Origin of the sequence: Microbispora bryophytorum (genome assembly GCF_043197435.1) — a bacterium.
In the GTDB taxonomy this organism is placed as follows: domain Bacteria; phylum Actinomycetota; class Actinomycetes; order Streptosporangiales; family Streptosporangiaceae; genus Microbispora; species Microbispora bryophytorum.
This window is the reverse complement of record NZ_JBICTF010000001.1, coordinates 535,632-549,397: the sequence shown is the minus strand read 5'-3', so window position 1 is coordinate 549,397 and position 13,766 is coordinate 535,632. Positions and strand designations below refer to the sequence as shown.

Below are 13,766 nucleotides of genomic sequence, written 5' to 3'. Positions count from 1 at the left end.
GATTCGTTGTCGTCAAAGCGACGATAAGGGTCGGGTGTCGGGCGACCCGGGGCTGACCAGCCCTCTTTCGTACGCCAGGACCACGAGCTGGGCGCGGTCGACCAGGCCGAGGCCGCGCAGCAGCGCCGTGACCTCGTCGGCGACCTCCTGCTCCGGCACGGCGAGCGTCATCGCGATCTGCCGGTTGGTGCAACCCCGGGCGACGAGCTTGATCAGGTCGATGTCGGAGTCGGACAGGCCTTCCGGCGCCGCCGGGTCGCGCCGCCCGGCGAAGGCCGCGATCAGGTGTGTGGTGACCGCGGGGTCGAGCAGCGCGTCGCCCGCGACGGCCGCGCGGATCGCCGCGATGAGCTGCTCGGGTGCGGAGGTCTTCAGCACGAAGCCGCTCACTCCGGCCCGCAGCGCGGCGTAGAGGTTCTCGTCGGTGCCGAAGGTGGTCATCATGATCACCCTCGGTGGCGCCTCCCCGGCGAGGATCCGCCGGGCCGCCGCCAGGCCGTCCAGTCGCGGCATCTGGATGTCCATGAGCACCACGTCGGGCCGCGCCGACTGGACGAGCGCGATCGCCTGCTCGCCGTTCTCCGCCTCGCCGACGAGTTCGAGCCCCGGCTCGCTGTCGAGGATGACCTTGAGACCGGTGCGCACCAGTGCCTGGTCGTCGGCGATCAGCACGCGCAGGACCGCCCCTCCCGGCCCGGACGGCCCGCCGGCGGCACGATCGGGGGCGGCGGGATCGGGGACGTCCAGATGCTCGGACTGCACGAGGATGTCCTGCTCCAGCCGCTGCAGGGCGGGGCCGAGGTCGAGCCCGAGTTCGTCGCGCAGCGTCTCGCGGGCCCGGCGCAGCGCGCCGAGCGCGTCACCCTGCCGCCCGGCGCGGTAGAGCGCGAGCGCCAGCAGCCGCCAGGCCTCCTCCCGCAGCGGGTGCGCCGACGCGTGCGCCTCCAGGTCGGGGATCACCGGACCGGTACGGCCCAGCCGCAGCGCGGCGTCCGCGCGGTGCTCCACGGCGAGCAGGCGAAGCCCGTCCAGCCGTGTGGCCTCGGTCTGCGCCCAGGCCAGCTCCTGGAAGCCGGCGAGTGCGGGCCCGCGCCACAGGGCGAGGGCCGTCTCCATCCGCTCCAGCGCCACGGCCGGGCCCTCGTGGTCGCTCTTGACCAGGTGCTCGAAGTGCCAGGAGTCCACGTCCTCGACGGCCGCCCGCAGGGCGTAGCCGGGCGGCGCCGACACCAGGACGCCGGCCTCCTCGCGCGGCGCGCGGTCCGGTTCGAGCGCCCGGCGCAGCCGGGAGACGTACCCCTGGATCGTGGACAACGCCTGGGCCGGCGGCTCGCCGGGCCACAGCTCGTCGATCAGCACGCTCACCGGTACGGCGCGCCCTCCGGCCACGAGCAACCGGGCGAGCACGGCCTGTTGCCGCTGGCCGCCCAGGTCGAGCGTCTCCCCGTTGGAAATCGCCCCGAACGGCCCAAGAGCACGAAAAGTCACCATCGCACGGTAAGCGTAGAGGCAGTGTCCTTCCCGGACGTGCCGAGCGCCTTTCGGTTGGATCACGAGGCGGGGCGGGCGCGAACCGCCGCGTTCCCGGCGAGCAGCGCCGGCTCGCCCACCCTGCCGTAGAGGGATCCTGAAGTGGATCACGTCCCGCTCTCCCCTGGCGGGGGAACGCGGACCTACGTCGCCAGTGCGGAGCGGCGGCGGACGGCGCGGCCGATGAGGAGCTGGCCCGCGGCCGCGAGCAGGCCGAGGCCGCCGAGCAGGGGCCACATCAGCCCGGGGGCGGCGGCCAGCAGCCGGGTGCCCACCAGGGGTGCGAGCAGGGATCCGGCCGACCAGGACAGGCCGTACAGGCCCGAGTAGCGTCCCCGCAGGTGGGGCGGTGCGAGCGCGGCGACGATCGCCCCCGGGATCCCGGCGGTGAGCACCTCGCCGAGCGTCCAGACGGCCACGGTCGCGGCGTGCCCGGCCGCGGACGAGACCAGCGAGGTCAGCGCGAACCCGAGCCCCACGAGCGCGAACCCGGACGCGAGCACCCTGGACGGGTCGAACCTGGCCAGCCACGCGTTCGTGAGCGGCTGGACGACCACGATCAGCAGGCCGTTGACCGCCATCGCGATGCCGTACGCGCTCGTGGGCAGCCCCTGGCCGGTCATGGCGAGCGGCAGCGTGGTGTACGCCTGCAGGTAGACCAGCGAGTAGGCCAGGTTGCCCAGCACGAAGGCCAGCATGAGGCGGTCGCGCAGCACGTCGGCGAAGCGGCCGGGCTGCGCGTCCTCGCGGGCCGGGCGGGTCTCCGGGATCGCCCGCCACACGAGGAGGCCGAAGACCAGGCAGGTGACGGCGTCCACCCAGAACAGCACGGTGAAGCCCGAGCGGGCGAGCCAGCCGCCGGCCACCATCGCGACGGAGAAGCCGAGGTTGATGGCCCAGAACAGCAGCCCGAACGCCCGGGGGCGGTCCTCCGGAGGCACCAGGTCGGCGACGATCGCTTGCGACGCCGGCCGGTAGGCGTCCACCACGATGCCCAGCACGAGCATGCCCACGACGAGCCCCGCCACGCTGGTCGTGTAGCCGAGCGCGATCATGGTGACGGCCGTGGCGACCATGCCGCCGGTGAGCGTGACCCGGCGCCCGAGGCGGTCGGCCAGCCATCCGGCGACCGGCTGCGACAGCAGCGATCCCACGCCGAACATCGTCATGACCAGTCCGGTGGTGGCGAGGGAGACGCCGCGTGCCTGCGTGAGATAGATACCGATGAACGGCTCCACCATCGTGCCGAGCCGGTTGACGAACGATCCGCCGAACAGCACCCAGAACGGACGGGGCAGGCCGCCGACCTTCGACTGGATGAAGCCGGTCCTGCTGATCACAGTGGTCACGGCGTCCAGCCTTGGACAACGAGGACGCCCCGTGCCAATCTTTTAGCCCTGGCTGAAACATGGGGGGCGGCCGTGGCGGTGGAGTGGCGGTTCACGCCGGACGACGTCGCGCGGCTGCGCTTCGCGTTCTCCCCCATGTGGGAGCTGGTGGCCAGCCTCCGGGTGCTGCGCGCCCCGGGCCGCCACTCGCTGCACCTGCCGTGGCTGCGGGCCGTACGGCCGCGCCTGCGCGAGGCGGATCTGCGGGATCTGTTCGCGCTGGTCCCGGTGAACGGCTACATCCCCGACTTCCTCACCCCGCCGCCCGGCACCCCGCTGCCGGACTTCGCCGCCGAGCTGGAGCGGGTGCGGGCCACGCCGCCCGCCACGGCGTACGAGGAGATCGTGTGGGTGCAGACGCCCGACACCGCGGCGCTGCGGCGGTTCGCCGACGACCCGGCGGAGGGCGTGCGGAGGGTGGCCGACCAGCTGCGGGCGTACTGGGCGGTCGCGTTCGAGGAGTTCTGGCCGGGGATCCGCGCGCTGCTGGAGGCCGACGTCATGTGGCGGGCCCGCACGCTGGCGGCCGGGGGAGTGCGCGAGCTGTTCGCCGACCTGCACCCGGGGGTCGCCTGGTACGGCGACCGGCTCGTCGCGGCCAAGAGCTGCGACTATGACGGCGACCTCGGCGGGGACGGCCTCGTCCTCGTGCCGAGCGCCTTCTCCTGGCCGGACGTCTGGGTGATGTACGAGCCGTACCGGCCGATGCTGTGCTACCCGGCGCGGGGCGTGGGGACGCTGTGGTCGGACGGCGCGCCCTGCACGCCCGAGGCGCTGGCCGCCCTCATCGGCCGCACCCGGGCGCAGGTGCTCACCGCTCTGGCCGAGCCCGGATCGACCACCGCGCTCGCCCGGCGGCTCGGCCTCACGCCGGGCGCGGTCAGCCAGCACCTCGCCGTGCTGTCCGACGCGGGCCTGGTGGCGCGGCGGCGGCTCGGCCGCGAGGTGCTCTACCGGCGGACACCCGTCGGCGAGTCGCTCGCCGCCGTCAGCTGATCAGGCCGGGCCGGGTGGTCTCCGCCCGTCTGCCCGCCCGTCTGTCCGCCCGTGACCCGCGCGTGTCTCCACCCGTTTCTCCGGGCGCCGTCGCGGTCCCGGGTCCGTGGTGATCTCCAGGACAGCCGGCTCACACTCCCTTGTAACCCCTGTGAAACACTCAGGAGGCAGACTGGTACGCGACCAGACCTGTAACTCCGTGAGGTACGCCTTGGACCGCCAGCAGGAATTCGTCCTCCGCACGCTCGAAGAGCGAGACATCCGGTTCATCCGGCTGTGGTTCACCGACGTGCTCGGGTTCCTGAAGTCGGTGGCGATCGCGCCCGCCGAGCTTGAGGGCGCCTTCGCCGAGGGCATCGGCTTCGACGGCTCGGCGATCGAGGGCTTCTCGCGGGTCTACGAGTCGGACATGCTGGCCAAGCCCGACCCGTCGACGTTCCAGATCCTGCCGTGGCGCAGCGAGTCGCCGGGCGCTGCCCGCATGTTCTGCGACATCCTGATGCCGGACGGCTCGCCGTCGCACGCCGACCCGCGCTTCGTGCTCAAGCGGACGCTGGCCAAGGCGGCCGACATGGGCTTCACGTTCTACACCCACCCCGAGGTGGAGTTCTTCCTGCTGCGCAACCGGCCGGAGAAGGGCGACAGGCCCCAGCCCATCGACGAGGGCGGCTACTTCGACCACACTCCGCACAGCGCGGGCCACGACTTCCGCCGCAACGCGATCATGATGCTGGAGTCGATGGGCATCTCGGTGGAGTTCAGCCACCACGAGGGCGCGCCGGGCCAGCAGGAGATCGACCTCCGCTACGCCGACGCGCTGACCACGGCCGACAACATCATGACGTTCCGGCTGGTCATGAAGGAGGTGGCGCTGGAGCAGGGCGTGTGGGCCTCGTTCATGCCCAAGCCGTTCACGGACTATCCCGGGTCCGGCATGCACACGCACATGTCGCTGTTCGAGGGCGACCGCAACGCCTTCTACGAGCCCGGCGCCGACTACCAGCTCTCCAAGATCGGCCGATCGTTCATCGGCGGCCTGCTCCGGCACGCGGCGGAGATCACCGCCGTCTGCAACCAGTGGGTCAACTCCTACAAGCGGCTCTGGGGCGGCGCCGAGGCGATCGCCGGGGCCGGCGGCGAGGCCCCCGCGTACATCTCCTGGGGGCACAACAACCGCTCCGCGCTCGTGCGCGTGCCCATGTACAAGCCGCACAAGGGCGGCTCGACCCGCATCGAGTTCCGGTCGGTCGACTCCTCCTGCAACCCCTACCTCGCCTTCGCCGTCATCCTGGCCGCCGGGCTGAAGGGCATCGAGGAGGGGTACGAGATGCCGCCGGGAGCCGAGGACGACGTGTGGGCGCTGACCAGCTCGGAGCGGCGGGCGCTCGGCATCCAGCCGCTGCCCCAGTCGCTGGACGAGGCGATCGCGGCGATGGAGCACAGCGAGCTGGTCGCCGAGACGCTGGGCGAGCACGTCTTCGACTACTTCCTGCGCAACAAGCGCGCGGAGTGGCAGGACTACCGCCGCCAGGTGACCGAGTACGAGCTCGGCCGCTACCTGCCCGTGCTCTGACCGACGCCCGCTCCGTCACCGCGGCTTAACAGCCTGCAAATTCTTCTGACACTCCCGTCTGTTTATCTGATCCGTACGCCGGAACAGTAAAATCGGTTCACTTGTTACGACTTTTGCGGGTGAGCCGTATCAAGACGTGACTCAGGGAGGGCGTGGGCTATATGACGGCGGCTGCGGGGCTGCAGACCGTTCTGACGGTACCGAAGCGTTTCCGGGGGCCCGAGGGCACCGCCAACGGCGGCTGGATCGCGGGGACCCTCGCGGGAACGCTGACGGGGGGCGGTCACGACTCGCCGGTGGAGGTCACCCTTCGCAGACCGGTCCCGCTGGAGAGCGAGCTGCCGGTCGAGCACGTCGGCAACGCCGTCGTCCTCAGCCAGGGCGACGACCACCTCGTCGAGGCGATTCCCGTCGCCGAGACGCTGACGCCGCCGCCGTTCGTGCGGTTCACCGACGCGGCCCGCGCGGAGGCCGGTTTCCCCGGCAGGCACGGCCACGCGATCGCGGGCTGCTTCGCCTGCGGGCTGCGCGAGCCGGGCGACGGACTGCGCATCTTCCCCGGCCCGGTGGACAATCCGGTGGACAACACGGTGGACGGCGCCGAGCTCGTGGCCGCCGGCTGGCGGGTGCCGTTCAACGTGACCGACGAGCACGGCGTGGTCCCCGACTCGATCATCTGGGCGGCGCTGGACTGTGCCACCGGATGGGCGCACTACCGCAGCTTCCCGGACCGGCGGCCCATCCAGCCCCCGCTGCTCGGGCGGCTGACCGGGCAGGTGTTCCGCCGGGTCTATCCGATGGGCCGATACTCGGTCGTGGCCCGAGCAGAAGGCCGCGACGGCCGCAAGCTGTTCGGCACGAGCGCGGTCTACGAGGTGGACGGCGCGCTCGTCGCCGCGGCCAAGGCGACCTGGATCCTGCCCCGCGGGTGACCCGCCCTGCCGGGGTTATCCGGTGAGGCGGGCGGCCACGACCGCGGCGCAGCGGGGAGCGAACAGAATCGTGTAGTGGTTGCAGTCCGGCACGACCTCGTCGCGCAGGCTGGGCAGTTCCGCCGCCCACCGCGCGGTGAGGTCGTCCGGGAGCATTCCGACGTCCTGGTTCAGCAGCCCTCGCGGCGCGCGGAGCAGGAGCGGCGCCGGTTCGACGGCCTTCAGCGCCGCCCCGATCGCCTCGTGCTCGGTGAGCAGCCAGCGGCCGTCCTGCCGTACGGCGTCCTCGCGGGCGCGTGAGCGGACGGCGCCGGCCGGCCCGGTGGCGTCGTAGCGGACGTACTCCTCGATGAGCGGCGACCAGTCGTCGGCGAGCGCGGGATGAGCGCGGAAGAAGTCGAGATAGGCGTCCACGCTCGGATAGGTCCGGGAGAGCCGGGCGACGGCCGGGCCGAGCGTCGCCTCCAGCACCTCGTCGGGGTCGGCGCCGGGCGGCAGCGGCAGTGGCAGGCCGCCGTCCACGAGCACCACCCGGGCATAGCGCCGGTGCGCGCCGTGGAGCGCCGCGACGTAGGCGCCCATCGAGTGCCCGGTGAGCACGCTGGTGCCGTCCGCGCCCACGTGCTCGGCGACCCGTTCCAGGTCCTCGGCGTGCCGGTCCAGGCCGTACGGGCCGGGCAGGTCGGCGCTGTGGCTGCGCCCGCGCAGGTCCGCGGCGATCAGTGACCAGCCGGGCGGCAGCGCCTCGGCCACCGCCCGCCACGCCATGAGGGAGGCGGTGATGCCGTGCGCCGCGATGATCAGGCGCGGACCGCCGCCGAACCGCGCGATCCGCAGCCGTCCGCCGGGGACGGCGACCTCATCGATGTTCATGGTGCGGACTGTACGGTACGGCCCTCTCGGGTCTCGACTGTCCCGTTATGTTCTCCTGGCCCGGCGGCGGGGAACCGCCGCCCGAGCGGGGCCGAGGCGTTCGCGGCCCCGCTCGCCCGGCGCCGGCAGGAGCCGGCGCGGGCCTGCGCGGGCCGGCATGGGTGGAGGGGCGCGCGGAGAAAACCAGTGATGGGCCGATTACGCAGAGAAACCGCTAAGGACGCGCACATCGCGGAGGGTTAGCGTGTGCGCTGAGCCCGGCAGGTGCCGGGCGGTGACATCCAAGGTCGGCTCCGCGGCAGGGGGCCGATCTCTGTGAGGAGGCTTCCGACCCATGTGTACGGTTACTGGGAAGGTTCGTCTCGGGGGGGCCGACGTGATCGACGTCGGAGTGGAGGAAGGAACGGTGAACGCCGCGCCTCGGATACAGACGACGGCAGGGCGCCTGGCGGCGCTCGGATTCGCCGACGGTGCGCGGGCCGAACGGCTGCTCGACGAGCTCGGCCCCGAGGCGGTCGGCGACTTCGCACTGCTCGACGACATCGTCAGGGCCGCCGACCCGGATCTGGCGCTCACCACGCTGAGCCGCCTGGTGGAGCGGGACGCGAGCGTGCTCGGAGCGTTCCGCGACGACCCGGACCTGCGCCGCAGGGTGCTCGGAGTGTTCGGGCTCAGCGCCGCGCTCGGCGAGCACGTCGTACGGCACCCGGAGTGCCTGCCGTCGATACGGTCGCCGCGGTGGCCCACGCTGGGCGACCTGCGTGAGGAGATGCTGGTCGCGGTCGGGGCGGACCCCGACGCGGCCGAGCCCGTGGCCGAGCCGGCGACGGAGGGGGTCGCCGCCGGGCCGGGCACGTCAGGACCGGCGATGGAGGCGCTGCGCGTCGCCTACCGCAACCGCCTGCTGCACCTGGCCACGCGCGACGTGACCGGCGAGTGCACCCTCGCCGAGGGCGCCGCCGCGCTGGCCGACCTCGCCTCGGCCGCGCTGGAGGCCGCCCTCGCCATCGCCAGGGCCGAGGTGGCCGACGCGGGCGACGTGCGGCTGGCCGTCATCGGCATGGGCAAGTGCGGGGCCCGCGAGCTGAACTACATCTCCGACGTCGACGTCGTCTTCGTGGCCGAGCCCAAGGAAGGCGTGGACGAGACCAAGGCGCTGCAGACCGCCACGCGCCTCGCGCAGGGCATGATGCGGGCCTGCTCGGCGAGCACCCCCGAGGGCGCGCTGTGGGAGGTGGACGCCAACCTGCGCCCGGAGGGCAAGATGGGCCCGCTCGTGCGCAGCATGGAAAGCCACCTGGCCTACTTCCGCAGGTGGGCCAAGACGTGGGAGTTCCAGGCGCTGCTCAAGGCGCGCCCGGTCGCGGGCGACCTGGAGCTCGGCCAGGAGTACGTCGCAGCGGTCAACGAGCTGGTCTGGCAGGCCGCCGCCCGGCCCAACTTCGTGGAGGACGTGCAGGCCATGCGCCGCCGGGTGGAGGCGCACGTGCCCGCGGGCGAGGCCGACCGGCAGATCAAGCTCGGGCCGGGCGGGCTGCGGGACATCGAGTTCGCCGTCCAGCTCCTCCAGCTCGTGCACGGCCGCTCCGACCCGCTGCTGCGCCGCAGGGCCACGCTGTCGGCCCTCGCCGCCCTGTCCAGGGGCGGCTACGTCGGGCGCGACGACGCCAAGGCGCTCGCCGAGGCCTACACCTTCCTGCGCCAGGTCGAGCACATGCTCCAGCTCCACCGGCTGCGCCGCACCCACATGGTGCCGTCGGACACCGCCGACCTGCGGCGGCTCGGCCGGGGGCTGGGTATGACGACCGACCCGGTGGGGGAGTTCACCACCACCTGGAAGCGGCACGCGCTGGAGGTGCGGCGGCTCCACGAGAAGCTGTTCTACCGCCCGCTGCTGCAGGCCGTCGCCCGGCTGCCGGAGACCGAGGCCCGTTTGTCCACGGCCGCCGCCACCGCGCGGCTGGAGGCGCTCGGCTACGCCGACCCCGAGGGCGCGCTGCGTCACATCGCCGCGCTGACCAGCGGTGTCTCCCGCCGGGCGGCCATCCAGCGGACGCTGCTGCCGGTCATGCTCGGCTGGTTCGCCGACGCCCCCGACCCCGACGCCGGCCTGCTCGGCTTCCGTCAGGTGAGCGACAAGCTCGGCACCACGCCGTGGTACCTGCGCCTGCTGCGCGACGAGACCGCCGCGGCCGACCGCCTTGCCCGCCTGCTCGGCACCAGCAAGTACGTCACCGGGCTGCTGCTGCACGCCCCCGAGGCCGTCGCGATGCTGGGCTCGCCCGCCGAGCTGGCCGTACGGCCCGCCGCGACGCTCGCCGCCGAGGCCGCCGCCGCGGTGGGCCGCTACGCGGAGGACGCCGAGACCGCCGTCGCCGCCGTCCGGGCGCTGCGCCGCAGGGAACTGTTCCGTACGGCCTGCGCCGACCTGTCCGGACTGATCGACATCGAGGAGGTCGGCCAGGCACTTTCGTCGCTGAACGACGTCACGATCCAGGCGGCGCTGGACACGGCGATCAACAAGGTCACCCTGGAGCGGCGGGCTCCGTTCCCGACGCGGATGGCCGTGATCGCCATGGGCCGCCTGGGTGGCCTGGAGAGCTCCTACGCCAGCGACGCCGATGTCATGTTCGTGCACGCGCCACTGCCTGGAGCGGTCGAGCGGGACGCGGCCGTCGCCGCCCACGCGGTGGCCGAGGAGACGCGGAGGCTGCTCGCGCTTCCCGCCCCCGACCCGCCGCTGCAGATCGACGCGGGACTGCGGCCGGAGGGGCGGCAGGGGCCGCTCGTGCGCACCATCGCCTCCTATCGGGCCTACTACGACCGCTGGGCCTCGCACTGGGAGGCCCAGGCACTGCTGCGGGCCCGGTTCTGCGCCGGCGACGCCGAACTCGGCCGCGAGTTCGTCGCGCTCGTGGAGCCGCTGCGCTATCCGGCCGAGGGCATCTCCGCCGACGCCGTACGCGAGATCCGCAAGCTCAAGGCGCGCATGGAGGCCGAGCGGCTGCCGCGCGGGGCCGACCCGGCGCTGCACACCAAGCTCGGCAGGGGCGGGCTGAGCGACGTGGAGTGGGTGGCCCAGCTCATCCAGTTGCGGCACGCGGGAGCCGTGCCCGTGCTGCGTACGACGCGCACTCTGGACGCGCTGCGCGCCGCGGCGGGGGAGGGCCTGCTCGACCCGGCCGACGAGGAGGTGCTCGCACAGGCGTGGCTGTTCGCCTCGCGCATCCGCGACGCCCTCATGCTGGTGCGCGGCCGGGCGGCCGACAGCATCCCCACTCCCGTCAAGGAGCGGGTGCTGCTCGCGCGGGCGCTCGGTTATCCGCCCGAGGGCACCGAGGACTTCGTCGAGGACTACCGGCGCGCCACCCGGCGGGCCAGGACCGTGGTGGAGCGCGTCTTCTACGAGGACTGACCAGGGCCCTGGGCCGGGTGGCCCCGTACGGGGCCGGTGAAGGGCCGGTGTGGGGCGGGCCGTGCGGAGGGGTCGTGCTGCTGAGGGGGTCGTGGGGGGCGGACGGTCAGAGCTTCCTGCCCACGGCCCCGTACCCGCCGTGGACGCGGTCGCCCAGGAGGAGGGCCTCGTCCGGGTCCGAGCGCCACTCGCCGACCGCCACTAGGCCCGGCTCCACGAGCTCGAAGCCGTCGAAGAAGCGGCTGATCTCCGCTCCGGTGCGCAAGGTGAGCGGTACGGGCCCGGTGTTGTACGCCTCGGCGAAGGCCTCCAGGCTCTCGCGGGCGAAGTCGCCGGTGACGTGGGTGACGGCGAGGTAACTGCCGGGCACGACCGCGTCGGTGTAGCGCTTGACGATGCCGAACGGGTCGTCCTCGTCCTTGACGAACATGAGCGTGCCCACGATCACCACGCCGATCGGCTGGGTGAAGTCGAGCGTCGCCAGCGTGTCCGGATGCGTGAGGATGGAGTCCGGGTCGCGCAGATCGGCCTCGATGTAGGCGGTCCTGCCCTCCGGCGTGCCGCGCAGCAGCGCGCGGGCGTGGACCATCACGATCGGGTCGTTGTCGACGTAGACGACCCTGGCCGCCGGATTCACGGCCTGGGCGACCTCGTGGGTGTTGCTCTGGGTCGGAATGCCGGTGCCGATGTCGAGGAACTGGGTGATCCCCTGCTCCGCGAGGAACTGTACGGCCCGGCCCAGGAACGCCCGGTTGTCCCGGGCCCCCTGGACGACCCCGGGGGAGGCGATCTTGACCGCTTCGGCGACCCTGCGGTCGGCCTCGAAGTTGTCCTTGCCGCCCAGCCAGTAGTCGTACACCCGGGCGGGGTGCGGCACCAAGGTGTTGAGCTTCGGGGCAGCGGGTGTCTCGTCGGCCATTACGTGCTCCAAAGGACGTGGTTTTCCTGATCTTATCCATTCGCCCCCCACGTCCGGTCGACTGATCGAAATTCGGGGTCGCCTAAAGCGTTGCCCTCGCAGAGGCGACGCTGTATCAACGGTACGGGTGATCTCTTTGATCTCGTATTACGCAGACCTGGCCATCGGGCTGATCCTCGCCTTCCTGCTGCTGTCGCTTCTCGTCAGCGGCATCAACGAGGGCATCGTCAAGCTGCTCGGAATCCGCAGCAAGTTCCTGTGGGCGTACCTGCGCGACACCCTCGACGGCGCGGAGACGGCGGACGGGACCTCCCGGCTCGACCGGATCCTGGACGCGCTCAAGAGGCTCGGCCGCAAGGCGCGGACGCCGCTGACACAGGCGGCGTCGCCGGAGGAGGGCCGGTCACGCCTGCCCGCGAGCGTTCTGGGGGTGTTCGCGCGGCTGCCGTTCGGCCGGGACCCGCGGCCCGCGTTCAGCCGTCAGCCGCCGCCCGCGCAGAGCCCGCCGCTCGCCGCCGCCGCCGACTCGGTGGCCGCGGACTCGGTAGCCGCCGAGTCGGTGGCAGCCGATCCAGTGGCCGCCGGTTCTGGGGCAGCCGATCCAGTGGCCGCCGGTTCTGTGGCAGCCGAGCAGGCGACGGCCGGCCAGGCGACGGCCTCGGCCGAGGCCCCGGCGGGCGCGTCGGCCGACCCCGCGCATCTCGCCGGACAGGCCGATCCCGAGGAGATCGCCGTCCTCACGGTGGAACCGGCGGCGGTCGGCGCGGCGGGCGGCGTGCTGCCGCCGGACCAGGGCAAGTCGATGGCCGAACTGCTCCACGAACGGCTGCAGGAGATCGACCACGCCAAGCGCGGAAGGACGAGCATCGCCGACATCCCGCCCGCGCGCTTCGCCGTCGCCGTGATGGAGATCGCCATCGAGCACGGCGGCGTGGAGGCTCTCATGCGGGACCTCGACGCGCTGAAGAGCCCCTTCTCCCAGCCCCTCAAGGCCGTGTGGGACAGGGCGAGCCACGACCTGGAGGCGTTCGGCCGCGGCGTCGAGGACTGGTTCGACGGCGAGATGGAGCGGCTCAGCCTGCTCTACCGCCGCTACGTCCGCTGGGTCCTCGTCGGGCTCGGCCTCATCGTGACGCTGGTGTTCGGCATGGACTCCCTGGAGTACGGCAAGACCCTGCTGCGCGACAACGCCTACCGCGGCGCGGTGACCGCCTTCGGGCAGTCGGGCCCCCAGGCGCTGGAACCGCTGCGTGAGCAGTGCGAGCCGGGCCAGGACCCGTACGTGTGCGTCACCGACGTGCTGAGCACCCCGGCGTTCGTGAAGATCTTCACGCACGCCCCGGTGAGCGTCACGATGGACGCGGCCGAGGGCCCGGCGTGGGCCTGGCACGGCGGGGACTGGTGGCAGCGCCTCACGTCGCCGGGCCACTGGCCGGGGTTCCTCATCACGCTGATCGCCCTGCTGTTCGGCGCGCCGTTCTGGTGGGACATCCTGCGCCGCCTGAGCGGCCTGCGCGCCCGGACCTCCGGCTCCACCCCCTCCTGACCGGCGGCGCCCGAGGCGTCCCGGACGTCGGCGACCCGTCAGGGTTCGAGGTCGGTCACTCCTGTTCCGCTGGACATGTCGAGCGGAACAGAGGCCTGGTCGTGCGCGATCAGCCACTCGCCGCCGGTCTTCCTGAAACAGAAAGTGCCCCGGACCCATATGCCGCTCGTCGCGGTCCCGTTCCTCAGCGTGCCGCTGAGCCGGCCGAAGCAGTGGCCGAACGCCACCGTGTCGCCCACGGTGAGTGTCAGGTCGCGGACCTCGTAGCTCACATCCTGGAAGAACGCGAACGCGTTCTCCCAGTTCTTCAGTTTCGCGTCGATCCCCACATGCTGCAGGGGCGGCTCGACGTCGAAGGACACGACGTCCGTCGCGTAGACCCTCCTCAGGCCTTCGAGATCCTTGGCCCGGATCCCTTCGACGATCCTGCCGAGCTGCTCCCTGATCGTGGCTTCGTCTTCCTCGCGTCGCGTCGGCATCGCTTCTCGTTCCTTCCACCCGGTGGGAAATCTTGACTTCTCACCAGTACGACCGAGTAGCACCCCGGAATGTCAGGCCGCGCGGCTGCCGTGGGCGGCTGCCGGCGCCTCACCA

The 13,766-nt window shown here is 72.5% G+C and carries 10 protein-coding genes; 5 read left to right on the top strand and 5 right to left on the bottom strand.

Going from position 1 to position 13,766, the window contains the following annotated elements:
• Positions 1-12: 12 nt before the first annotated feature.
• Positions 13-1,491, bottom strand: coding sequence for a BTAD domain-containing putative transcriptional regulator (locus ACGFIB_RS02535; RefSeq protein WP_393367949.1), 1,479 nt, complete (start codon positions 1,489-1,491; stop codon positions 13-15).
• Between the two features lie 182 nt (positions 1,492-1,673).
• Positions 1,674-2,879, bottom strand: a complete 1,206-nt coding sequence (locus tag ACGFIB_RS02530; protein ID WP_208762093.1) for an MDR family MFS transporter — start codon at positions 2,877-2,879, stop codon at positions 1,674-1,676.
• 72 nt (positions 2,880-2,951) lie between these two features.
• On the opposite strand from ACGFIB_RS02530, the gene ACGFIB_RS02525 reads away from it, so the two are divergent.
• The 3 genes from ACGFIB_RS02525 (at position 2,952) to ACGFIB_RS02515 (ending at position 6,419) form a co-directional block, all read left to right on the top strand.
• Complete coding sequence (locus tag ACGFIB_RS02525; protein ID WP_357257832.1) at positions 2,952-3,914, top strand: ArsR/SmtB family transcription factor; 963 nt, start codon at positions 2,952-2,954, stop codon at positions 3,912-3,914.
• A gap of 211 nt (positions 3,915-4,125) precedes the next feature.
• A complete protein-coding gene (gene glnA, locus ACGFIB_RS02520) occupies positions 4,126-5,487 on the top strand; it encodes a type I glutamate--ammonia ligase (protein ID WP_357240436.1) in 1,362 nt (453 codons plus the stop codon).
• 161 nt (positions 5,488-5,648) lie between these two features.
• The gene (locus ACGFIB_RS02515) at positions 5,649-6,419 is read left to right on the top strand and encodes a hypothetical protein (protein WP_393367946.1); all 771 of its coding nucleotides are present in this window, start codon (positions 5,649-5,651) and stop codon (positions 6,417-6,419) included.
• Positions 6,420-6,434: 15 nt separating this feature from the next.
• On the opposite strand, the gene ACGFIB_RS02510 is transcribed toward ACGFIB_RS02515, so the two are convergent.
• Positions 6,435-7,292 carry an alpha/beta hydrolase gene (locus ACGFIB_RS02510; RefSeq protein ID WP_393367944.1) on the bottom strand — a complete coding sequence of 286 codons (858 nt, stop codon included), beginning with the start codon at positions 7,290-7,292 and terminating at the stop codon, positions 6,435-6,437.
• A 406-nt stretch (positions 7,293-7,698) separates the two neighbouring features.
• Between ACGFIB_RS02510 and ACGFIB_RS02505 the strand changes: the two genes are divergently transcribed.
• Positions 7,699-10,707, top strand: coding sequence for a bifunctional [glutamine synthetase] adenylyltransferase/[glutamine synthetase]-adenylyl-L-tyrosine phosphorylase (locus ACGFIB_RS02505; protein ID WP_357257836.1), 3,009 nt, complete (start codon positions 7,699-7,701; stop codon positions 10,705-10,707).
• 106 nt (positions 10,708-10,813) lie between these two features.
• Here the strand turns inward: ACGFIB_RS02505 and ACGFIB_RS02500 are convergent, their stop codons facing one another.
• The gene (locus tag ACGFIB_RS02500; RefSeq protein ID WP_208762094.1) at positions 10,814-11,626 is read right to left on the bottom strand and encodes an SAM-dependent methyltransferase; all 813 of its coding nucleotides are present in this window, start codon (positions 11,624-11,626) and stop codon (positions 10,814-10,816) included.
• Positions 11,627-11,753: 127 nt separating this feature from the next.
• Here ACGFIB_RS02500 and ACGFIB_RS02495 point away from each other — a divergent pair, with 127 nt between their 5' ends.
• Positions 11,754-13,172: a hypothetical protein gene (locus ACGFIB_RS02495; protein ID WP_357257838.1), complete on the top strand. Its 1,419-nt coding sequence runs from the start codon at positions 11,754-11,756 to the stop codon at positions 13,170-13,172.
• Between the two features lie 38 nt (positions 13,173-13,210).
• On the opposite strand, the gene ACGFIB_RS02490 is transcribed toward ACGFIB_RS02495, so the two are convergent.
• Positions 13,211-13,651, bottom strand: coding sequence for a YybH family protein (locus tag ACGFIB_RS02490; RefSeq protein WP_357239799.1), 441 nt, complete (start codon positions 13,649-13,651; stop codon positions 13,211-13,213).
• Positions 13,652-13,766: the final 115 nt, after the last annotated feature.

Bases quoted from the DNA above. Each gene is read 5' to 3' on its own strand.
- ACGFIB_RS02515 (WP_393367946.1), top strand. From the start codon at position 5,649: ATGACGGCGGCTGCGGGGCTGCAGACCGTTCTGACGGTACCGAAGCGT.
- ACGFIB_RS02500 (WP_208762094.1), bottom strand. From the start codon at position 11,626: ATGGCCGACGAGACACCCGCTGCCCCGAAGCTCAACACCTTGGTGCCG.
- ACGFIB_RS02510 (WP_393367944.1), bottom strand. From the start codon at position 7,292: ATGAACATCGATGAGGTCGCCGTCCCCGGCGGACGGCTGCGGATCGCG.
- ACGFIB_RS02535 (WP_393367949.1), bottom strand. From the start codon at position 1,491: ATGGTGACTTTTCGTGCTCTTGGGCCGTTCGGGGCGATTTCCAACGGG.
- ACGFIB_RS02490 (WP_357239799.1), bottom strand. From the start codon at position 13,651: ATGCCGACGCGACGCGAGGAAGACGAAGCCACGATCAGGGAGCAGCTC.